General features: G+C 70.9%; 21 protein-coding genes and 3 pseudogenes. 15 read left to right on the forward strand and 9 right to left on the reverse strand.

The features are described 5' to 3' along the window. Positions 1-89 precede the first annotated feature (89 nt). The 5 genes from ACFY0K_RS04185 to ACFY0K_RS04205 all read left to right on the forward strand — a co-directional run bounded on the left by ACFY0K_RS04185 (position 90) and on the right by ACFY0K_RS04205 (position 4328). A complete protein-coding gene (locus ACFY0K_RS04185; RefSeq protein ID WP_390638492.1) occupies positions 90-788 on the forward strand; it encodes an SDR family oxidoreductase in 699 nt (232 codons plus the stop codon). A 66-nt stretch (positions 789-854) separates the two neighbouring features. Continuing rightward, the gene (gene lpdA, locus ACFY0K_RS04190) at positions 855-2252 is read left to right on the forward strand and encodes a dihydrolipoyl dehydrogenase (protein ID WP_390638493.1); all 1398 of its coding nucleotides are present in this window, start codon (positions 855-857) and stop codon (positions 2250-2252) included. Between the two features lie 87 nt (positions 2253-2339). After that, positions 2340-2750 (forward strand): 4-oxalocrotonate tautomerase family protein, encoded by a 411-nt coding sequence (locus tag ACFY0K_RS04195; RefSeq protein ID WP_390638494.1) that lies wholly within the window; start codon positions 2340-2342, stop codon positions 2748-2750. Between the two features lie 89 nt (positions 2751-2839). Beyond that, complete coding sequence (locus ACFY0K_RS04200) at positions 2840-3202, forward strand: ArsR/SmtB family transcription factor (protein ID WP_390638495.1); 363 nt, start codon at positions 2840-2842, stop codon at positions 3200-3202. A 118-nt stretch (positions 3203-3320) separates the two neighbouring features. Further along, the gene (locus ACFY0K_RS04205) at positions 3321-4328 is read left to right on the forward strand and encodes a zinc-dependent alcohol dehydrogenase family protein (protein WP_390638496.1); all 1008 of its coding nucleotides are present in this window, start codon (positions 3321-3323) and stop codon (positions 4326-4328) included. Positions 4329-4395: 67 nt separating this feature from the next. Here the strand turns inward: ACFY0K_RS04205 and ACFY0K_RS04210 are convergent, their stop codons facing one another. Both ACFY0K_RS04210 and ACFY0K_RS04215 read right to left on the reverse strand, forming a co-directional pair. Next, positions 4396-5028: a TetR/AcrR family transcriptional regulator gene (locus ACFY0K_RS04210; protein ID WP_390638497.1), complete on the reverse strand. Its 633-nt coding sequence runs from the start codon at positions 5026-5028 to the stop codon at positions 4396-4398. Positions 5029-5183: 155 nt separating this feature from the next. Next, positions 5184-5738, reverse strand: a complete 555-nt coding sequence (locus ACFY0K_RS04215) for a MarR family winged helix-turn-helix transcriptional regulator (protein WP_390638498.1) — start codon at positions 5736-5738, stop codon at positions 5184-5186. Between ACFY0K_RS04215 and ACFY0K_RS04220 the strand changes: the two genes are divergently transcribed. Then, positions 5737-6291, forward strand: a complete 555-nt coding sequence (locus ACFY0K_RS04220) for a hypothetical protein (protein ID WP_390638499.1) — start codon at positions 5737-5739, stop codon at positions 6289-6291. The genes ACFY0K_RS04215 and ACFY0K_RS04220 overlap by 2 nt on opposite strands. A 281-nt stretch (positions 6292-6572) precedes the next feature. Continuing rightward, a complete protein-coding gene (locus tag ACFY0K_RS04225; RefSeq protein WP_390638500.1) occupies positions 6573-7451 on the forward strand; it encodes an aminoglycoside phosphotransferase family protein in 879 nt (292 codons plus the stop codon). 148 nt (positions 7452-7599) lie between these two features. Here the strand turns inward: ACFY0K_RS04225 and ACFY0K_RS04230 are convergent. The 4 genes and pseudogenes from ACFY0K_RS04230 to ACFY0K_RS04245 all read right to left on the reverse strand — a co-directional run. Further along, positions 7600-7701, reverse strand: a pseudogene (locus ACFY0K_RS04230) (DNA-binding response regulator); the annotation flags it as partial. Positions 7702-7774: 73 nt separating this feature from the next. Continuing rightward, positions 7775-8443, reverse strand: a complete 669-nt coding sequence (locus tag ACFY0K_RS04235; protein ID WP_390638501.1) for a DedA family protein — start codon at positions 8441-8443, stop codon at positions 7775-7777. A 779-nt stretch (positions 8444-9222) separates the two neighbouring features. Then, positions 9223-10422 (reverse strand): glycoside hydrolase family 3 N-terminal domain-containing protein, encoded by a 1200-nt coding sequence (locus ACFY0K_RS04240; RefSeq protein WP_390638502.1) that lies wholly within the window; start codon positions 10420-10422, stop codon positions 9223-9225. 214 nt (positions 10423-10636) lie between these two features. Then, complete coding sequence (locus ACFY0K_RS04245; protein ID WP_390638503.1) at positions 10637-12907, reverse strand: M4 family metallopeptidase; 2271 nt, start codon at positions 12905-12907, stop codon at positions 10637-10639. Between the two features lie 450 nt (positions 12908-13357). Between ACFY0K_RS04245 and ACFY0K_RS04250 the strand changes: the two genes are divergently transcribed. The 5 genes and pseudogenes from ACFY0K_RS04250 to ACFY0K_RS04270 all read left to right on the forward strand — a co-directional run. Then, the gene (locus ACFY0K_RS04250; RefSeq protein WP_390638504.1) at positions 13358-13693 is read left to right on the forward strand and encodes a hypothetical protein; all 336 of its coding nucleotides are present in this window, start codon (positions 13358-13360) and stop codon (positions 13691-13693) included. Between the two features lie 857 nt (positions 13694-14550). Next, entirely contained in the window at positions 14551-15609 is a 1059-nt protein-coding gene (locus ACFY0K_RS04255; protein ID WP_390638505.1) for a hypothetical protein, read from the forward strand. Positions 15610-16019: 410 nt separating this feature from the next. Next, the gene (locus ACFY0K_RS04260) at positions 16020-16571 is read left to right on the forward strand and encodes a GNAT family N-acetyltransferase (protein WP_390638506.1); all 552 of its coding nucleotides are present in this window, start codon (positions 16020-16022) and stop codon (positions 16569-16571) included. A gap of 111 nt (positions 16572-16682) precedes the next feature. Next, positions 16683-16895 (forward strand): annotated as a pseudogene (locus tag ACFY0K_RS04265) (helix-turn-helix domain-containing protein); the annotation flags it as partial. Beyond that, positions 16875-17108: pseudogene (locus ACFY0K_RS04270) on the forward strand (IS630 family transposase); the annotation flags it as partial. The pseudogenes ACFY0K_RS04265 and ACFY0K_RS04270, both read left to right, overlap by 21 nt. Before the next feature lie 25 nt (positions 17109-17133). Here ACFY0K_RS04270 and ACFY0K_RS04275 read toward each other — a convergent pair. Further along, entirely contained in the window at positions 17134-17538 is a 405-nt protein-coding gene (locus tag ACFY0K_RS04275; RefSeq protein WP_351959876.1) for a helix-turn-helix domain-containing protein, read from the reverse strand. A 125-nt stretch (positions 17539-17663) separates the two neighbouring features. On the opposite strand from ACFY0K_RS04275, the gene ACFY0K_RS04280 reads away from it, so the two are divergent. The 3 genes from ACFY0K_RS04280 to ACFY0K_RS04290 all read left to right on the forward strand — a co-directional run bounded on the left by ACFY0K_RS04280 (position 17664) and on the right by ACFY0K_RS04290 (position 19658). Beyond that, the gene (locus tag ACFY0K_RS04280; protein ID WP_390638507.1) at positions 17664-18554 is read left to right on the forward strand and encodes an NADP-dependent oxidoreductase; all 891 of its coding nucleotides are present in this window, start codon (positions 17664-17666) and stop codon (positions 18552-18554) included. 100 nt (positions 18555-18654) lie between these two features. Continuing rightward, a complete protein-coding gene (locus ACFY0K_RS04285) occupies positions 18655-19092 on the forward strand; it encodes a glutaredoxin domain-containing protein (protein WP_390638508.1) in 438 nt (145 codons plus the stop codon). 14 nt (positions 19093-19106) lie between these two features. Beyond that, positions 19107-19658 (forward strand): GNAT family N-acetyltransferase, encoded by a 552-nt coding sequence (locus ACFY0K_RS04290; RefSeq protein WP_390638509.1) that lies wholly within the window; start codon positions 19107-19109, stop codon positions 19656-19658. A 1-nt stretch (position 19659) separates the two neighbouring features. Here the strand turns inward: ACFY0K_RS04290 and ACFY0K_RS04295 are convergent, their stop codons facing one another. Both ACFY0K_RS04295 and ACFY0K_RS04300 read right to left on the reverse strand, forming a co-directional pair. Next, positions 19660-20133, reverse strand: a complete 474-nt coding sequence (locus ACFY0K_RS04295) for a GNAT family N-acetyltransferase (protein ID WP_390638510.1) — start codon at positions 20131-20133, stop codon at positions 19660-19662. Next, positions 20130-21125 (reverse strand): GlxA family transcriptional regulator, encoded by a 996-nt coding sequence (locus tag ACFY0K_RS04300; RefSeq protein ID WP_390638511.1) that lies wholly within the window; start codon positions 21123-21125, stop codon positions 20130-20132. Before ACFY0K_RS04300 ends, ACFY0K_RS04295 begins: the two co-directional genes overlap by 4 nt. Positions 21126-21184: the final 59 nt, after the last annotated feature.

A 21184-nucleotide genomic window follows, 5' to 3' on the forward strand; every position in this document is an offset into this window, starting at 1 on the left:
AGGTGAGCGGCCCGTCCAGGCCGCAGCATGAAGCGGGGGGCCGGGCCGTCGGCCGGGCGGCCGTGATCCGTGGATCGAGGTGTCCGAGCATGAAGATCGAGGGATCGGTCGCGCTGGTGACCGGAGCCAACCGGGGGATCGGGCTGGCGTTCTGCCGGGCCCTGCTCGCCCGGGGCGCGGCCAAGGTGTACGCGGGCGTACGACGGCCGGAGAACTTCACCGAGCCGGGGCCGGTGCCGCTCCGCCTCGACGTCACCGACCCCGAGCAGATCGCGGCCGCCGCCCGGACCGCGTCCGACGCGACCATCGTGATCAACAACGCGGGCATCCAGGGCGGGCCGCCCCTGCTGGAGGGCTCCCTGGACGGCGCGCGCCAGGAGCTTGAGGTGAACTACCTGGGCACCTGGGCCGTCTCGCGGGCCTTTGCGCCGGTGCTCGCGGCCAACGGCGGCGGCGCCCTCGTGAACATGCTGTCCGTGGCGTCGTGGCGTTCGACCTGGCGCTTCCCCAGCTATGCCGCGTCGAAGGCGGCGCAGTGGTCGGTGACCAACGCGCTGCGGGTCGCCCTGCGGGAGCAGGGGACGCTGGTCGTGGGCGTGCACGTCGGCTGGGTGGACACCGACGCCACCGCGGCGGTGGACGAGCCGAAGACGGACGCTGCCGAGGTGGCCGCGCGGACCATGGACGCGATCGTCCGCGACGAACCCGAGGTCCTCGTCGACGAGACCGCCCGCCGGGTCCGCGCCGCGCTGTCCGGTCCGCTCGATCTTCTCTACCCGACCGGCTGATCGCGCGACCTGATCGTGCGACCGTGGAGTCAGCAGACCGACTCGACACAACGGTGAGGTGGAGCCATGCAGACCGACTTCGACGTCGTCGTCCTGGGAGCCGGGCCGGGCGGCTACGTGGCCGCGATCCGCGCCGCCCAGCTGGGCCTGCGCACGGCCGTCGTGGAGGGCCGCTTCTGGGGTGGCGTCTGTCTGAACATCGGCTGCATCCCGGCGAAGGCGCTGCTGCGCAACGCCGAGGTCGCCCAGCTGATCCTGCACGACGCGGAGAAGTTCGGCGTGAAGATCAGCGGGGAGGTGGCCCTGGACTACCGCGCCGCCTACGAGCGCAGCCGGGTGGTCGCCGACGGGCGCGTCAAGGGCGTCGGCTACCTCATGCGCAAGAACAAGATCGAGCAGTTCGACGGGCAGGGCACCTTCCTCGACCCGCACACCCTCCAGGTACGCATGCAGGACGGCGAGACCACGCTCTCCTTCCGCTCCTGCATCATCGCGACCGGCGCGACCGTGAAGCTGCTCCCCGGTACGACGCTGGGCCGCCGCGTCGTCACCTACGAGGAGCAGATCCTCTCCGAGACCCTCCCGTCGAGCATCGTCATCGCGGGTGCCGGGGCCATCGGCGTCGAGTTCGCCTACCTGCTGCGGTCCTACGGTGTCGAGGTCACGCTGGTGGAGTTCCTGGACCGGATCGCCCCGCTGGAGGACGAGGAGGTCTCGGCCGAGCTGACCCGGCGCTTCAAGCGGCAGGGCATCCGGGTCCTGACCTCCACCGCCGTGCAGTCCATCGAGGAGACCGAGGACAACGTCCGCGTGACCGTCCGCTCCGGCGACTCGGAGCAGGTCCTGGAGGCGGAGAAGGTCCTCCAGGCCACCGGCTTCCATCCGCGGACGGCCGGCTACGGCCTGCACAGCACCGGGGTCCGGCTCACCGAGCGCGGTGCCATCGACATCGACGGGTACTGCCGTACCAGCCAGCCGCACATCTACGCCATCGGCGACGTCACGGCGAAGCTGATGCTCGCGCACACCGCGGAGGCGATGGGCATCGTCGCCGCGGAGAGCATCGCCGGTGCGGAGACCATGGAGCTGGACTACCGGATGATCCCCCGCGCCACGTTCTGCCAGCCGCAGATCGCCAGCTTCGGCTGGACCGAGGCCGAGGCCCGCGCCCAGGGCTTCGACGTACGGGTGGCGAAGTTCCCCTTCACGGCCAACGCCAAGGCGCACGGCCTCGGCGACACGGTCGGGTTCGTGAAACTCGTCAGCGACGCCCGCTACGGCGAACTGATCGGCGGCCACCTGATCGGACCGGACGTCACGGAACTCCTGCCCGAGCTGACCCTCGCCCAGAAGTGGGACCTCACCGTGCATGAACTCGCCCGGAACGTGCACGCCCACCCGACGCTGAGCGAGGCGGTCCAGGACGCCCTGCACGGTCTCGCCGGTCACATGATCAACCTCTGACCCGGCCACGCGGGGCCGTACCGGCACCCCGCTCCTACGCGTCCCACGCGCACGGACTACGCACGGCACGGGATCTCCCGCGGTCCCGTGCCGGACACCGCCAAGGGGACCATCAAGGACCGCAAGGCTCTTGCCCAGGACCTCGCGCAGGCGATCATGCGCTGGGAGAAGGTCCCGGTCATCCCGTTCTTCTCGGACAACACCGCCGCGTTCGTGCACGAGCTGGACGCCGACGCCTTCTCCACCGCGGGCGGCGGCAACGACCACGTGCGCGTCACCGTCACCACCAACGCCGGTGCCCTCGACCGGGAGCAGCAGTTCGGCCTGGTCAGGGAGGTCTCGGAACTGGTGGCCGCCGCCGCGGGCGACCCCTCCCTCGCCGAGCGCACCTGGGTCGCCCTGACCGAGGCGGTGCCCGGCGGCTGGGGCATCGGGGGGCACGCCTACACCAACGAGGAGATCGTCCAGCACGTAGGCGAGTTGCCGGGCAAGGCCTGAAGCCCTGCCGGACGATCTCGGGCCGGAGGTGGTCGTGAAGGCGGTCGTACTATGACTTGACCGCCCCGCAGCCGCCCCGAGGAGTCACCGTGGCCCGCCCCCGCACCACCGCCCGCACCGTGGAGCACCCCGAGCTGTCCGAGGTCTCGCTCCAGCAGGTGCTGGAGGCGCTGGTGGACCCGGTGCGGCGCATGGTGGTGTCCCAGCTGGTCCGCGCGGGGGAGGACCTGAGCTGCGGGACGTTCGTCGCGCCCGTCTCGCTGTCGACGCTGACGCACCACTTCTCCGTGCTGCGTGAGGCCGGTGTGATCCGGCAGTACTACGTCGGGACGACGAAGATGAACACGCTGCGCACCGACGAGATGGAACTGCGGTTCCCCGGTCTGCTCTCCGCGGTCCTGGCCGCCGCGGCGGTGGAGGCGGAAGCGGGTGCCGCCCGCAACAGCCGGTGACCTTATTTCGATCGTGCTCAAAATTTGACGGCCATCGAACCTTGGGGCAGGGTGGGTGGAGACGTCGGGCCGACCCGGCGCGTCTCCTCCCGATCCCTGCCCTTAGGACGGATGCACCATGGCAAGACTCGTTCAGTTCGACCGGATTGGCGGACCCGAGGTCCTCACCCTCCGCGAGGTCGAGGTCGGCGCGCCCGGCGCGGGCGAGGTCCGGATCCGCGTCGACGCGATCGGCCTGAACCGCGCCGAGATCATGTACCGCGAGGGCGCCTACTTCTACGCCCCGGCCTTCCCCTCGCTGCTCGGCTACGAGGCCGCCGGTGTGGTCGAGGCGGTCGGCGAGGGCGTGACCGGCCTCGCCGAGGGCGACCCGGTGGGGGTCGTACCGCAGTTCCTGCAGACCGACTACGGCACGTACGGCGACCACGTCATCGTCCCGGCCTCGGCGGTCGTGCCCCGCCCGGCCGGCGTCGACCCGGTCCGGGCGGCGGCCGTGTGGATGGCGTACATCACCGCCTACGGCCCCCTCGCCGAGAGCGGCCGGGTGCGCCCCGGCGACCACGTCCTGATCACGGCGGCCTCCAGCAGCGTCGGACTCGCCGCCATCCAGATCGCCCGCCATGTCGGCGCGATCCCGATCGCCACCACCCGCGGCCCCGGCAAGAAGCAGCGCCTGCTGGACGCCGGCGCGGCCCACGTGATCGTCACCGACGAGGAGGACCTGCCCGCCCGGATCAAGGAGATCACCGGCGGCGAGGGGGTCCGCCTGGCCTTCGACCCCGTCGCGGGACCCGGCGTGGAGACCCTCGCGCAGGGAATCGCCCCGGGCGGCTTCCTGGTGGTCTACGGCGCCCTCGACCCGCGCCCCACCCCGCTGCCCAACGCCCAGTCCTTCCCGGCGCTGAACAGCAGCACGTACACCCTCTTCGAGATCACCACGGATCCCGAGCGGCTGCGCCGCGCGGTCGCGTTCGTCAACGCCGGCCTCGCCTCCGGCTCCTTCGACCCCGTCGTCGACCGCACCTTCGACCTCGCGGACATCGCCGAGGCGCACCGCTACATGGCGGCCAACGAGCAGGTCGGCAAGATCGTCGTCACCGTCGGCCACGAGGGCGCGGCATCCTGAGCCACCCGCTGCCTCCGGCCGGCCGCCGCCGGGCGGACACGGGTCCGGGGCGCGGGCGGGACGGCCGTCAGCGTCCCGCCCGCGCCGCCATCCGGGCGGCCGCGTCATGGATGAGCCGGGCATGCAGCTCGAACAGGGCCACCAGGTCGACGGATTCGCCCTGGACCTCCCGGTGCACGAACAGACCGTCGGCGCCGGCCACGGCGTAGGTGGTGAGGATCTGCACCTCGTCCTCGGCCAGGGACGGGAAGAGGTCCGTGACGATCCCGGCGATGCGCCGGTGCGAGACGTCGCGGACCTGGAGGAAGACCGCACGGCCGCGGGGTTCGGTGGGGCGGCGCTCCAGAGCGAGCATCAGTCCGAGGCGCAGGAAGTCCGGGGCGGCGAGGAGCGACCTGGCCACGTTCCCGGCCATCAGCACAACCCGTTCCAGGGGGGTGCCGGCGTCGTCGCCCGGCAGTTCGACGGCCTGGAGCCAGGTCTCGAAGCTGCGCTCGATGACGGCCGCGATCAGGTCGTCCTTGTCCTTGAAGTGCCAGTAGATCGAGCTGGCCGGCAGTCCGCACTTGGCGCTCACGGCCGCGATCGAGGTGCCGTCGTAGCCGCGCTCGCCGGCGATCTCGACGGTGGCGTCCAGGATGCGCTGGCGCGACTCCACCCCGTTCGCGCGCTTCCTGCGCGTCGTCTGCGGCCCGGTCATCTCTGCGCCTCTCGGGGATCACGGCGGCCGGGTTGGCGGGCCGCCTCTGCGCCCACCACTCTAATTGGAACGTCCCCTACAGCAGGAACCGCCTACCGGGGCGGAGGCAGGGGCCGGGGAGACGGTCCATGCCGTCGGCCGGACGCCCCCGGGTGTCAGCCGCGGTCCGTGCGGGCCTCCATCGCCGCCACCAGCCGCCGCAGCGCCTCGGTCACCCACTCGCGGTCCTCGCCCAGGCCGTGCAGCAGCCCGATCTCGACGGAGAGCTGCCGGGGGAAGAGCTCGTCGACGGCCTTCGCGCCGGCCTCCGTGATGGTGACCAGGGCGGCACGCCGGTCGGCGGGGTTGGGGGTGCGGGCGATGAAACCCCGCTGCTCCAGCCGGCCGAGCGTCTTGCTGACCCCCGCCCTGGACAGCCCCAGCCGCTCGGCCAGACTCCGCGCGATGAAGGGCTCGGTCGCGTGCCGCAGCGGGATCAGCATGTCGAGCTCGGGCGCGGTGAGCGGGGCGCCCGCGTAGAAGGGCTCCACGGAGCGGTTGAGCAGGCCGGTCGCGTGCTTCAGCAGCCCGATCAGCTCCATGGGGGAGGTGTCCAGGCCGGGATGGTGGGCGGCCCACTGGGTGCCGACGTCCGCGGCGGACGGATTGGCGGGGGCGGGGGAGCGGTGGGCGTCGGGGGCGCCGGAAGGGTTCGGGGCAGGTGAGGGCATGCGGCTCGTCTTCTCGTTCTCTGCAGTTCGCAGCGGCTCCAGCTTCGTCTTCGAGAAGCTGCACGGCGTCTCCTCGACCGCGTACTCCCTCGTCTTCGCCACCAACGCCGTCGCGATGCTGGCCGCCGGAGCCTGTTTCGCCCGCCTGGCCGGACGCGGCACCCGCCTGAACACGCTGCTGTCGGCCGGGGTCGGCACAGCCCTGCTGGGCGCGCTGGCACAGGTGCTGCTGGTGACGAGCGTGGGCGAGACCCTCGCGGGCACCTGGACCACCCTGTTCGTGACCGCCGGCGGCATCGGGCTGGTCTTCCCGAGCGCCATGAGCATCGGCCAGGCGGTGGGCCGCACGGCTCCGGGTGCGGCCTCCGCGCTGTTGGGCGGCTTCCAGTTCCTCTTCGGTGCCCTGGCCGCCCCGCTGGTGGGGGTCTTCGGGGAGGACAGCTCCCGGCCGATGGCGCTCATCACGCTGGGCGCGCTGGCGGCGGCCGGGCTGGCACTGGCGGTGCTGGCACGGCCCTGGGAGGGGCACGGCGAGCCGGTGCCCGCGGTGTAGCGGGCACGATTCCTCCGGACCCTGGTGTGCGGGCCGTCGGGCCGGCCCGACGGCCAGGATGCGTCCAGGTCTCCCGTGACACGGTCGGCTTCCTCTCCGTCGGCTCCGGCCTCGGTTTCGCCGGCGGCGCGCTGCCGGTGGGCCGGACGCTCGCCGTCCTGACCGCGCTGACGAGGGCCGCCCACGACCCGTCCGGCGGATCACGTGATCGCCCTACGTGGCCCAGTCGCGATTCTTTCCGGCCTCCAGGCGCGCCGGTCCGCCGCCGTAGAGTTCTGGCTGTGACAGGTCACCGGATGCCCGCTGCGGAGGTTCCCGTCTCTGTCGACCTGGTGCGCCGTCTACTCGACGAGCAGCACCCCGACCTGGCTCACCTGCCCATAGGGGTGCTGGCCAACGGCTGGGACAACCTGGTGTGTCGGCTGGGTCAGGAGTTCCTCGTACGGTTGCCGCGGCGCGCCCTGGCCGCTGAGCTCGTCGCGCACGAGCAACGGTGGTTGCCGGAGCTGGCCGGCCGGCTGCCGTTGCCTGTGCCGGCGCCGGTGCGCGTCGGGCAGCCGACGGCCGAGTACCCGTGGGCCTGGAGCGTCGTGCCGTTCCTCCCGGGCCTGATCGCGGCGCGATCGGAGCCCGACGACCCCTGGTCGGCCGCGACGACCCTCGGCGGTTTTCTTGATGCGCTGCACGTCCCGGCTCCATCGCAGGCGCCCGTCAACTCCTTTCGCGGGATTCCGCTGGCAGGCCGCGCCGAGGGCGTCCTGACCGGGCTGGCGCACGTCGACCAGGCCGACCGCGCCACCGCACTGCAGATCTGGGAAACCGCTGCCGCCGCGCCCGCTTGGGACGGGCCGCCGGTCTGGCTGCACGGGGATCTGCACCCGGCCAACATCCTGGTCGACCGCGGCCGGATCAGCGCCGTGATCGACTTCGGTGACATCACCTCCGGCGATCCCGCCGCCGACCTGTCCATGGCCTGGATGCTGTTCACGCCGGAGCAGCGTGCCGCCCTGCGCCAGGCGTACGGCCGCGCGGACGACGCCACCTGGGAGCGGGCCCGCGGGTGGGCCCTCGCCCTGTCCCTGGTCTTCCTGTCGCACTCGGCGGACAACCCGCTGATGCGCGGCATCGGCGAACGCGCCTTGCGATCGGTACTGGAGTAGCGGGCGGCTTTCAGGTTCCGCAGAGCCCGGCGCCGTACGCCCCGCTCGACGGAAGCCTCCCGGCCGGATGGCTCGTGCGGAGCGCACCCGGACGGCACGCGCCGCACCGCTCACACGCCGTGGCGCGACCGCCGATGCCGTCGCCGGTCAGCCGCAGGGCGGTGGCGCCGTCGGCGGCGGGCACGGGCTCGAAACCCTCGTCGGCCAGCCCGCGGCGCAGCACGTCCCGCAGGGCGTGGTCGTCCTCCACGACACGACCAGGATCCTGTGACGCATGGTTCTCCGTCTGAGCTACGGCCGTCCCGCCGCCCGGGCCGCGGCGGTCACCCGCGTCCCTCCTCGGCCCTGGCGGCCCGCCGTCCCCGGTACACCTCGGAGACCACGGGGATCAGGGACACGACCACGATCAGCGCCACCAGCGGCAGCAGGTAGCGGTCGACGTTCGGGATCGAGGAGCCCAGCGCGTATCCCGCGAGGGTGAGGCCGAGGCTCCACACCAGTCCGCCGACGACCTGCCACTGGGTGAACGTCCGTACCGGGACTTCCAGCGCACCTGCCATCGGGTTGAGCACCGTGCGCACCACCGGTACGAAGCGCGCCAGGACGATGGCCTTGGCGTGGCCGTACCGGCCGAGGAAGTCCTCGGCGCGCTGCACGCCCTCGTGCAGGCGCCTGGAGCGGCTGCGTGCCAGCAGGGCGCCGCCCGCCTTCCGGCCGAGCAGGTACCCGAACTGCGCGCCGGCCAGCGCACCCACGGCCGCCGCCACGAGCAGCGGTCCCAGGGACAGGTGCAGGCTGCCCTGCGCCGATCCGGTGCAGAGCAGGCCGGCGGTGAACAGCAGGGAGTCGCCCGGCAGGAAGAACCCGACCAGCAGTCCTGTCTCGGCGAACATCACCACCCCGACGCCCAGCACCCCGAAGGCCGACAGCAGTGAATGGGCGTCGAGAACGTTCACGGCCAGCTGTGACGCAGCGAAGATCGGTGGGGTCATGAACGGGCCCTTTCCGGCGGACGGACTCACCTGAACACCTGAGCGACTACAAGTTTGTAGACGTCGTATGGAACTCTAGACGATCGCAGGCGGGCAACCGGCCGCGCGGTCGCGCCGCCGACATCCGAACACATCTGCGCAGCACCCACTCAACCGCCGTGACCAGGGAGTTCGCTGTGGCATTCAGGTTGTGTCCAGGTCCGGCCCGGACCTGAAACCCATGCACCAGAGGCGTCCGCACCATGGCAAGGACATCCGGGGCACCGCGTGCGCGGCGTGTCCGCACCATGGCGAACAGGGTGCCGCAAGTCCCCGTCCACTTCTGGATCATCAAGGTGCTCACGTCGGCCTCGGCGTGCCCTGCGCGCCTCGTCGTGCGGGCCGGGGGGTTCGCCCTCTGGTACGCCGTCGAGCGGACGCTGTCCATCCACGGCACGGCATCCGCACCCGCCGCCGTGAGACCTTCTACTGGGCGGCCGTCCACGCCGCCTTCGCCCTCGGCACCGCCACCGCCGACCTGACCGCCGTGGCCGCCTTCTGGACGCCAACGTCATCACCCGCCCCCTCGGCGCCTCGCACGCCGGCCCGGATGGCGGTCGGGCACGGCCGCGGCGGGCTCGGCCCGGGGCCGGCACCGGTGACCCTCGCCTGGACGGCCGCGTCGCCTGCTTCGTCGGCTGTCTCGCCGTCTCCCATCGGGACACGGCGCGTTGGGACCCGGCCTGAGACACGAAGGTTGCGCCGAGGGCACGCGTGGGTGGACCGCGAACTCGCCGGTCTCAGCTGCAGGTGAGGCGGCCGGCGTTCGCCTTGGCGGTGAGGATGCGGTGCACGGAGGCGGCGACCTTGGTGCGGAACGACGCGTCCCTCGCCATCTGCGCCTGCACTCCCTGGACCATCGCCGGTACGGTCGACGCCTTGACCGTGAGGACCATGTCGCCGCCGGCGCCGATGAACTGCACCGCCCGCTGTGCCGGGGTGTAGGCACGCACCGCGACCGCCTGGCCGAGGTCGTCGGAGATGACGACTCCCTTGAAGCCGAACTTGGTGCGCAGCAGCGAGTTGATGACGGTCGGGGAGAACGCGGCGATGTGCTTCGAGTCGATCTTCGTGTACTTCGCCGACGAGATCATCACGAACGGCGCCCCCGCCTTGATCCCGCTCTGGAAGGGCTGCAGGCTCGAACTGGACGCGGTGGTCACCGAGTCGACGACGTTCGCGGTGGTGTCGGTGTTGCCGGTCACCTGGCCAAGGCCGGGGAAGTGCTTGAACGTGGTCATCACCTTGGCCGTGCGGAAGCCCGCGGCGAAGGCGCCGGTGTGCGAGGTCACGACGGCGGGGGTGTGGCCGTACTCCCGGTAGAAGTGGCCGATGGGGGCGTTGCGGGTGCCGAGACTCGCGGGCACCACATCGGCGACCGGGGCGAGATTGAGGTCGAGGCCCGCCGCCTTGAGCTGGCCCGCCCAGGTCGCGGCGCGGCTGCGCAGGGTCGCGGTGCTCCACGTGCCCTGGGTCAGGGCGTTGGGCATGACCGAGAATCCTGGTCCGCTGAGCACCTGGACCTGGCCGCCCTCCTGGTCGGTGGAGACGAGCAGCCCGACTTGATGCCCGCCGACCGTGTCGGCCTGCGTGCGGAACGCGTCGACCACCCTCCGTGTCGCGGCTGTCCCGGCGGTGCTGCGGCCGGTGAGCATGACGGACCCGACATGGTAAGTACGCAGCGTCTGCAGGTCCGTCGTACTCGGGCGGGTGGCGTTGACCCCGCCCATGAACAGCTGGCCGACGCGCTGCGCCTGGGTCATCTTCGCGTAGACCGTGTCGGCGCAGCTCGCGGCGGAGACGGCGGACGCGGGACGGGCGGCCGCGTCCGCGGCCGGCACGGTGCACACACCGGCGGCGAGCACGGTGGTGACGAGTCCAACAGAGGTGCGCCGGGCGGCGGAGCCGCCGCGGGCGCGTCGACGAACAGGTGTCCCCACGATGCGCTCCTGACTGATGCGGGTGCACGTCACGGAGACCAACGGGCCGACGGACGACATCGGACCGCATGGCCCGCGACCGGTTCATTCGCACAACACGTTACGCCGGACGGGTGCCGTCAGCACCTGGGCGGAGCCGTTGTCGCGGGACGCGGGGGCCTCCCGCGACAACGGCTCCGCACATCCGGCCGAGGTTACCGGCCGGGGGCCGGGCTCAGGGGATGAGCCGCCACTGCTCGATGTAGCCGACGTCGATCGCGGCGTGGTCCTGGACCCGGAGCTTCCAGGTGCCGTTCAGGGGCTGTGCGGAGGCGTCGACGGTGAACGTCTGGTCGACGTTGTCGGCGGAGCCGCCGCTGCGGTTCAGCAGCGAGTAGACCGTTCCGTCGGGACCGACCAGGTCGACCGTCAGGTCACCCCGGTAGGTGTGGATGATCTTCACGTAGACCTGGGTGGTCGCCGAGGCGTTCCCGGTGCGGCCGGTGACGGTGACCGGAGACTCCACCGCTGTGCTGTTGTCGGGGATGTCGACACGGGTGGCGTTGGCGTAGACGTAGGCCACCTCCCAGGCGAAGCTCACGGTGCTGCTCGCCCCGGTGTCGTCGGTGACCGTGACGGTGACGTCGCTGGTGCCGAGGGTGGTCGGGGTGCCCGAGATCAGGCCGGTGTCACTGATCGTCAGGCCGTCCGGCAGCCCGGTCGCCGAGTACGTCAGGCCTGCCCCGGAGTTGGTGGTGTACGCGTCCGTCTGCAGGGAGACGGCCTGCCCGATGCCGCTGATCTGGTCCGCGACCGGCGCGATGTTGACGCCCAGTGCGATGCGATGGCCCACGTTGATCGCCGCCCACGCGTCGGCCACGGCGAGGTAGGAGGGGCTGTAGGCGCCGAACAGGTCGGCCGCGGCCTGGAGGGTGGCCGTGCGGGCGCCCGCGTAGTTCGTGCTGGACGTCATGTAGGTGGTGAGCGCCCGGTACCAGACGCGCTGGGCGTTGTCGATGCCGATGCCGGTCACCGGCCGGCCGTCGTAGGTGGGACTGTCGTAGGCGACCCCGTTCAAGGTCTTCGCCCCGCTGCCCTCGGAGAGCAGGTAGAAGAAGTGGTTGGCCGGGCCCGAGGAGTAGTGGACGTCGAGGCCGCCCAGGGAGGAGCTCCAGTAGTCGCTGGACGCACCGTCCTTGGAGGGCTTGTCCATGTAACGCAGCGGCGTGCCGTCGCCGTTGATGTCGATCTTCTCGCCGACCAGGTAGTCCGGGACGTCGGCCGGCAGGTTCTCGTAGAACTCGACGGCGGCGGCGAAGATGTCGGAGGTCGCCTCGTTGAGACCGCCCGACTCGCCGGAGTAGGTGAGGCCCGCGGTGGCCGCGGTCACACCGTGGCTCATCTCGTGGGCGGCCACGTCGAGCGCGGTGAGCGGGTGGGTGTTGCCCGAACCGTCGCCGTACGTCATGCAGAAGCAGCTGTCCTGCCAGAAGGCGTTGACGTAGTTGTTGCCGTAGTGGGCGCGGCTGTAGGCGGCGACGCCGTCATTGCGTATGCCGTTGCGGCCGAAGACGTTCTTGTAGTAGTCCCAGGTGGCCGCCGCGCCGAAGGCGACGTCCACGCCCGCGGTCTGCCGGTCGGCCGGGGTGCCGTCGCCCCAGACATCGTTGTCGTCGGTGAAGAGCGTTCCGGTGCCGGAGGTGCCCTGGTTCAGGTCGTAGGTGCGGTGTCCGGCGCGGTCGCCGTCGACGAGCTGGTACGTCGAACCGGAGAGCGTCGTGCTGAGCGGCACGGTTCCGCTGAACTGACCGGTGCCGGTGCCGGTTTCGACGCCCTGGTACCGGAAGAGCTGCTTTCCGGTGTCCGCGTCGGTGATCACGTGGAGTTCGCTGGGCGTGCCGTCGTCCTGGAAGCCGCCGACCACGGACTCCCAGGCCAGGGCGGGGTGGCCGGAAGCGGCCCAGACGACCAGGCGCGGGGCGCCGTCGAGTGCGGGGTGCTCGCCGCCGGCTTTCGCCGCCGCGGTGAGCGCCTGGGCCTTCGCCGTGGCCGGGGGGACCTTCGCCTTGGTCGACGGCAGCGCCAGGGCCGCCTTCGTGGCACGCGACACGGTGAGGCGGCCGCGGCTGTCGTGCACGATCAGGTCGCCGCCGAGGACCGGCAGGCCCGCGTACGTGCGTTCGTAGCGGGTGTGCGTGGTCCCGTCGGCGTCCTGGGCCACGTCCTTGACGAGCAGTTTCTCGCCGGTGCCGAGGCCGAGGGTCCGTGCGGTGTCCGGGGCCGTGGTGGCGGCGGACTTGAGCAGTGCCGTACGCCTGGCCGGCGAGAGCGGGGCGGGGGCCGCGCCGGCGTCGGGGGTGGCCTGGATCTTCGCGGTGGCGTGGCCGCCGGATGCGGCCGCGGCGGTGCCGTTCTGGATCCCGGCCACGAGCATGGCGCTCGCTGCCGTCAGTGCCAGGGCCACGCCGTGTCTGGTGCGACGGTGATGACGGTCCTGCCGGAGCATGCGTTCTCCTTCTGTGGGGTGATCGGGCCCTGGTGGGGCCCGGGAGAGCGGGTCGGCCTGGTGAGGCCGTCCGGCGGCGCGCGGGTGGGTGGCACGGCTCGGAGGCGGGTCGGTTCCTCGCTGCCGTGCGGGATGAAGTCAGCGGTCGGACAAGGGAGTTGTGTGAGACACCTGTGAGCAGGCGGTGAACTTTCGGAGAGCAGATTGACACCCGGGGCACGCGAATGTCATGACCGCATCAGAACAACGGCTTGAACTGGCGGTTGCGAGCGGCGCGTTCGAGCGCCTGAACAGCGCTTTTCGGCCGCGGAGACGGACAGTCCCTGGTGCCGCGTCAGCGAACCTTCGCCCCGCCGGAGTGATGGCGATTCTTGGAAACGGCTCTGTGCGCAGTTCCGTGAACGGACATGTGGCAGGGAGCGAACGTGCCGCTTGTGGCACTCTGGCCGGATGGTGGAGAGCGACCGGGAACGCGGGGCAGAAGGCTGGATCTGGAACGAGAACGTCCAGCCGTTCTTGGCTCTCTTGGCGCGTTACGCCAACTATGACTTCGATGGCACCGACTGGCAGGCGGTCGAACTCGGTCTTGAGGCCACCGATGATGAGCACCCGGATCGTTGGTACGGCTATCCACTCGTCGGATCGGACCATCACCTCGAAGTGCACCTTGCCAATGCCGTGGGTGGCGATGAGGTTTCTGTCCGCGTGGCGGGAACTTCCAGCCCTGAGCTGCTGCTGAGGGCGGACACCCTGATAGCGGCCTTTGCCACCAGGCTCATCGCCTGAGGCGAGCGTGGGTCGCAGCGGTGATGTCCGGACATGCGAGCCGGCTTGAAGGAGTCGCTCGTCCTGGCTGCTGGTGAGCGTCTCCCGGGGCCGCATGATCCACGAGGTGATCTTGCGGAGGCCGGGTATGTCGGCCCGGAGGGGTTCGGAGGTGCCCGCGCGAAGGGCGGCGAGGTGTTTGCGGACGGCCTGGCGGCTGCCGCGGTAGCCGCGAGCCTGGATCTCCAGGAACGGTCGGGTGCCGCTGACCCCGCGGCCGGACGTTCGCCGAGCTCGATCGCGATCGAGCGCAGCAAGCCTGTCAGCCCGGTGCTGGAGCGGCGGTGCCGCTCGGACAGGCCCGGCACCTGCTCGACGAACGTCTTGCGGGAACAGCTCTTCCGGTCACAGAAGTATCGGTGGACACGCAGCCGGACTATGACCCGGTAAGAGCCCAACGGCCTTTCGTTCAAGCGCGTTGATACGAGCTGTGCGTGCGCCTCGCCTGTTCCCGGCAGTCCGGGCACCGGCCCGGGCGAGCGGTGGACACCGCCTCCACCACCAGGAAGTCCGAGGAGTCGCTGACGCGCTCCACTCGCACATCGACCCCGGGAAACAGCACAGCCTCGACCGTCTTGCTCGCCATGCTGGGACATACTCTGCCGAAACGATCCCTCGCTCACTTCGCTGACCTGGGGGTTCACGGAACTGCGGCCAGAGCCGAATCCAAGGAGCCCCATCAAGAGCGAGCGCTCGGTTCGGATACTGGTCCGGTGTGCAACAGAGGTCCGTTGACATCGAACCCAGTCGTTTTGTCATCGAACCGAGTCGTCGCAGATCAGCCGACCGTGTCAGTGCCCGATCGCATACTGACGCCCATGCAGATATCGGCGTACACACTCAAGCGGGCCTGGCACCAGGTGGCCGTGGGCTCTGACGTGCTCGATGACGCGATGCTCCCGCCCACCGGCACCTCGCCCAACCAGTACGAGCAGCACGTGGGCGAGCCGCACGGTCGTCTCTTCCTGGTCCTGGAGGACGACGGCACGGTGCGCGGCCACATCGGTCCCTACCGGGAGGTCTTCGTCACTCAGGACCTGGATCAGGTGCTGTACTTCGCCGCCGAGGACGCGGTCCGCAAGCTGGCCGAGCACATCGCGGCTCGGTCCCCGGGCAGCGGCCCGGTGGCCAATCTGGTCTCCGGACAGGCCGAGCTACTGGACCGGATCAACCCCGCCTGGGGCAGCAGATTCCGCAACGGCGGCATGGACGGTGCCCAGCCCCCCACGGCGTGCGGACGCGACCCGCTGGAGCGCCTCGCCTGGATCGCCGACAGCTGGCGCGAACAGGACCCCTACACCCACCTCGCCTTCTTCCGTGGCGAGAACATCTGCGCCGAAAAGATCGCCCTCCTTCACGGAGCCGACCCCGCACAGATCGCCGCCGGGACCCGTCTTGCGGATCTGCGCAGCATGGACGGCGGAACCTTCGACTACTGGGACACCGTCTGGGAAACCTGCTGCTTCGGGCAGGCCGGCGACTGGGCGTTCCTGATGTACCACGAGACCCCCGGCTCCGGGCCCGATCTTGAGGCTCTCGCCCGGCTGGGCGTCACCGAGACGGTGCATCTGAGCGCCACCGCCGCGAAGGCCATCTACACCTTCGACTACATGCGGAACGGCCGCCGCATCGACGACGACTGGGGCGTCCTAGAGCTGATCTGGTACGACCGGGGCCGCGCCCCCTACGTCCGAGGCGGTCAGCTCGACTTCCTCAACCAGGCCATACGCCGCGCCGAACTGGACCACCCCGAACTCACCAGCGAGTTCGAGCTGTACTTCCACGCTCTGGAGGACGCTTTCGACCTCCGACTGCCCCGGCAGGACATCCAGCAGGGAACGGTCCGGGCCGCGCAGTGGGCACACCGCAACAGTTGACAGTTTTGTCCCGAGAGCCTGCCGAGCACCGTGGCATCTCATGGCCGGCCCGTCTACCCACATGCATGACCCCGCCTCGACAGCCGCGCAGACGTGAAGGGGCGCAAGGCAGCGATCCATGTCCCTCAAGTTGCCTACATCTCAATTGAGTTGACATAGGGACGTGCGCATCTGCGTCACCGCACAGCAGCCATCCCCCCAGGTAACCGGGCCTGAGCCGCGGCCTTCGGCACGGCCGCCCTGACAGCCAACCCAGTCCGCGCAGGTTGGAGGCTTCGACCGGACCGGGTTGGCTGTCAACGGACAACAGAGCGGTCACTGGCCGGGTGTCCTTCCGGTTCCAAAGCCGGGTGTCCTTCCGGTTCCAAAACCGTGTGCGAGCCGTTCGGAGGGGCCTTTACCCTCCGGGCATGGATCTTCGCGAAGAACTTCCGAGCGACAGACAGGCCGTGCGGGATGTTCACCTGCAGGCGTTCGGTGACCATGGCCTTGTCGTGGCCGACCTGGTCGATACCCTGCGGGACACCATCACACCCCAGGACGGTCTCTCGCTGGTCGCCGAGCAGGACAGGCAGGTCGTCGGGCATGTCATGTTCACCCGCAGTCTGCTCGATGCGCCTCGCCGGCTGGTTGACGTGCAAGTCCTCAGTCCTTTGGCCGTGATGCCTGAGTTCCATAAGCGGGGTATCGGCTCGGCCCTGGTTCGGCACGGACTGGAGGTCCTCGCCGAGCGGGCTGTTCCGCTCGTCTTCCTGGAGGGTGATCCGGGCTACTACTCGCGCTTCGGCTTCGTGCCCGGTGGGGGCCTGGGCTTCCGAAAGCCGTCCCTGCGCACCCCGGACGGTGCCTTTCAGGTCATCAGGTTCCCGGAGCACGAGCCATGGATGACGGGGACGCTGGTCTATGCGGAACCGTTCTGGCGGCATGACGCAGTTGGCCTGCGTGACCCCAACGCCCAGTGATGCGAGCGCCGAGCCCCCTGCTTGGTGACATGACGCGCCGTTCGGATGCTGGTCCGGGCGGGGTGGTGTCGCCAGGCTGAGCGGGTGGCAGAACGAGTACGCGTCTGCTAGATCGAGGACACCGAGGGCAGGCGCCTGCTGCGGATCATCCGCAGAGGTACTGGGCAGGCGGTGACCTGGCGGCGGGCGCAGATGGTGCTGTTGTCCGCGCAGGGCATGCCGGCAGCGAAGATCGCCGAGGTGACGTCCACCAGCGCGGACCGCGTGCGGGATGTGATCCACAACTTCAACGCCGATGGCTTCAGGACGTGGCTCGGCAAACACCCCCGTTTCCACGTCCACTTCACCCCCACCGGATCCTCCTGGATGAACCAGGTGGAACGGTGGTTCGGCCACGACATCACCGCATGGATCAACACCTGGAACCAGAACCCGCGACCCTTCACCTGGACCAAGACAGCCGACGAGATCCCCAACCCCCTCGCCGACCACCTCACCAAGGTCGGAACCACCGACCAGAAGACAGAGCCGAACTAACCCTCAGGATTTCTGGCGCATCACGCTAGCTCTCGGCCCCCGCGTCATAGCGCTCGCGGGCCTCGTGGACCTCTTCGATGTGGGTCTCCGCCCAGTCCTTCACGCCCGCCAGCAGCAGGGAGAGGCTGAGGCCGAGCGGGGTCAGTTCGTAGTCCACGCGGACGGGGACGGCCGGGGTCACCGTACGGGCGAGAATGCCGTCGCGTTCGAGGGAGCGCAGGGTCTGGGTGAGCATCTTGGGGCTGACGCCGGCGATCTTGCGGGCGAGTTCGCTGTACCGCATGGGGCCGGGGGCCAGCGCGCAGACGACCAGGCTGACCCACTTGTCACTGATCCGGTCGAGCAGCTGGTTGGTGGGGCAGGCCCGGAGGAACGCGTCGTACGCCACGCGCGCCTGCTCGCGCCGCTGGGCCGCCGTCGTCGTCGGCATCGCTCTCCTCTGGGGGACCTAGGCACCTTCAGGTAACTACTTACCAATAGATAGTAGCTCTTCCTAGGGTTGCAGACAGCTGAGGAGAGACCACAGCACGAAAGACGTAGAAGGAGCCAGGCGTCATGCGCGCAGCAGTGGTGAGCACGTTCGGCGGACCCGAGGCCGTGGAGGTCGTGGAGACGGAGCGGCCCGAGCCGGGCCCGAGCCAGGTGCGGATCAAGGTCGCGGCGGCCGCGCTGAACCCCGTGGACGCGGGTGTGCGGGCCGGTTTCTTCGGTGGCGCGGGCAAGCGGATCGGGCTCGGCTGGGACGTCGCCGGAACCGTGGACGCGGCCGGCCTCGCGACCGCCTGGAGCGTCGGCGACCAGGTGGTGGCGCTGGACCCCGGCATCGTGCGGCCGCTCGGCTCGCACGCCGAGTACGTCGTCGTCGAGGCGGCCGCGGCGGCCACGGCACCGGCCACGGTGGACGCCGTGCACGCGGCGACGCTGCCGCTGAACGGCCTGACCGCCGCACAGGCCCTGGACCTGCTGGAGCTGACCGGAGGGCAGTCCCTCCTGGTGACCGGTGCGGCGGGCGCGGTCGGCGGCTTCGCCGTCCAGCTCGCCGCCCACCGGGGGATCTCGGTGACGGCACTGGCCCGCGAGGCCGACGAGGAGCTCGTACGGTCGCTGGGGGCCGCGCACTTCACGGCGGGCGCCGTCGCGGCCGCGAGCTTCGACGCCGTACTGGACGCGGCGGTCCTGGGTGAGCCGGCTCTGGAGTGGGTGCGTGACGGGGGCGGCTACGTCGGTGTCCAGCCCGGCGGCGAGCCCGCCCCGGTGCGCGGGGTGCGGACGGCCGCCGTCGCCGTGACCGCGGACGGGGCACGCCTCGCGGAGCTGGCGGGGCTCGTGGACGAGGGCGTGCTGACACTCCGGGTGGCCGAGACGTTCTCCCTGGACGACGCCGCCAAGGCCCACGCCCGGCTGGCGGCGGGCGGGGTGCGTGGGCGGCTGGTGCTCGTCCCGTAGCCGGTACGGTCGGGGCAGCAGGGTGCCGGTGCGGGTGGGTCAACGCGCCGTCGAAGCCCGGGAGTCCGCCAGTGCGGTCCATCCACTAGCGTGTGTCGGCATGACGCGTGCCTGGACCCTGCCGGTGCTGTTCGTGCTCTGCGGCTCGGCCGTCGCGACCGGGCTGCTCGTCAAGGGGAGCCCCGGCACGGCGGCCGTGCTCCTCCTGGCGTTCCTGGTGCTCGCGGGCGTCAACTCGCCGCTGGTCTTCCCCAGGTCGATCGGTGCGGAGGAGGCGCAACGCCGCAGTGCGGCCGACGGCAGGCCGGTCGTCTTCTGGCGGCCGGGCTGCACGTACTGCATGCGGCTGCGCGTCCGGCTGGGGCGCAGCGCCCGGCAGTTGCACTGGGTCGACATCTGGCGCGATGCGGCGGGAGCGGCGGCGGTCAGGGCGGCCAACGACGGCAACGAGACCGTGCCGACCGTCGTCGTGGCGGGGCAGCCGCACACCAACCCGGATCCCGCGTGGGTGCGCGCACAGCTCTCTCCGCCCGTGTGATCCAGAATGACCGGATGGTCATACTCGAGACTCCCCGTCTGGTCCTGCGTCGCTGGCGCGAGGAAGACATCGCGCCCATGGCTGCCGTCAACGCGGACCCCGAGGTCATGCGGTGGATCCGCGACGGCAGTGTCCGTGACGAGCAGCAGACCCGTGACGGGGTCCGGGCATGGGAGAGCGAGTGGGAGTCGCGGGGGTTCGGCCTGTTCGCCGTGGAGATCCGGTCCACGGGCGAACTGGCCGGGTTCACCGGCCTGTCGGTACCCGGGTTCCTGCCGGAGGTACTGCCGGCGGTCGAGGTCGGCTGGCGGCTGGGACGGGCCCACTGGGGACAGGGCCTGGCCACCGAGGCCGCCGTGGCCGCCGTCCGGTTCGGGTTCGAGGAGCGCGGGCTGGAGCGGATCGTCAGCATCGTCCAAGTGGGCAACGACGCCTCCGAACGGATCATGACCAAGCTGGGGATGCGTCCGGTCCGGGAGACCGTGAATCCCACCTCGGGTCGGCCGGTACGGGTGTTCGCGCTGTCGTCGGAGCAGTACGCCGCGACCAGGCGGCTCCAGGCGTGAGTCAGGGGCGCGGGACGTCGAGCGGCAGATCCCGGTGGAAGACGGCCATGGTGCGGCCGGGGCCGTTGTAGTCGTCGACGATCTCCGCGTCGAAGCCGAGGCTGCGGTGGAAGGCGATCGAGCCGGTGTTCTGGACCGAAGTGATCGCCTTCAGCCTCCGTGCCCCGTGACGTTCCGCCGCTGCGGCGAACTCCGCGTACAGGCGACGCCCGAGACCGGTGCCACGGGCGTCGTCCCGCGTGGCGATCAGGTGCACGTACCCGGTGCCGTCCGGGGTGACGAATCCGAAGACGTACCCGCGGATTCCGTCCTCGGCCCGGGCGACCAGGCAGGTGGAACCGAACTCCTGCACCAGGGCCTGCAGATGCAGTGAACGGAGGTCGCGTTCGCCCCAGTAACGCGGATGATCGGTCAGAACCCGGTGGAAGTCGGCCGTCGTGGCCGGCGTGATGTGCATGCCCATGTCGACGATCATGGCAGGCGTTCCGCCTGCTCCGGCTGTTCCGCCTGGTCCGGGGGGCCGGTGGTGGCGAAGCGTCTGCGGTAGTGGGTCGGGGTGGTGCCCAGGTGGCGGGCGAAGGCGCGGCGGAGGGTCTCGTCGGTGCCGAGGCCGCTGTGCCGGGCGGCCGCGGTGACGCTGTGGCCGGCCAGGAGCAGCTGCTGGGCACGGTCCAGCCGGACCCGCTCGACCCAGCGCGCGGGCGTGGTGCCCAGTTCGGCGGTGAACAGCCGGGTCAGGTGCCGCGGGCTGATGGCGGCGGACGCGGCCATGGCGGGCAGGGTGTGGTCGGCGGTCGGATCGGCGAGGACGGCCGCGACCAGGGTGCGGAGCAGGTCGCTGCGGGCCGGCGGGGTGGCGATGGCCGTGGAGAACTGCGACTGGCCGCCGGGGCGTTGCAGGAACACCACCAGTTCGCGGGCGACGTCCCGGGCCACGTCCGCGCCGTGGTCGTCCTCCACCAGCGCGAGGGTGAGATCGATGCCCGCGCTGATGCCGGCCGACGTGACGTACCGCCCGTCGCGGACGTGGATGGCGTCCGGCTCGACCCGCACCCGCGGGTACCGGCGCGCGAAGGCGGCCGCGTGCCGCCAGTGCGTCGTCGCGCGCCGGCCGTCGAGCAGGCCCAGCTCGCCCAGCACGAAGGCGCCCGTGCACACCGAGGCGACCCTGCGCGCCCGCTCGCTCAGGGCGCGGGCCGTGGCCAGCAGCGCCTCCTCGACCGGCTGTTCGGCGAGCCGGTCACCCCCGGCCACCAGGACCGTGTCGACCGGGCCGGCGTCGGCCGCCCGGACCGTGCCGGTCAGTGCCAGTCCGGCGGACGTGGTCACCGTGCCGCCCTCCGGGGAGACCAGCACCAGCTCGTAGGGATCGGCGATCCTGCCCGCCTGGTGCAGCACCTCCGACGGACCGCTGACGTCGAGCATGGTCACCCCCTCGAAGACCACAAAGCCCACCCGGTGCGTCATGTCCGAATCCGTGGTTTTCCTGGCAGCAGAGACATGGCCCAGCCTACGTCCCCGGAGGA

The sequence above is a fragment of the Streptomyces sp. NPDC001507 genome (assembly GCF_042894765.1).
Classification (GTDB): domain Bacteria; phylum Actinomycetota; class Actinomycetes; order Streptomycetales; family Streptomycetaceae; genus Streptomyces.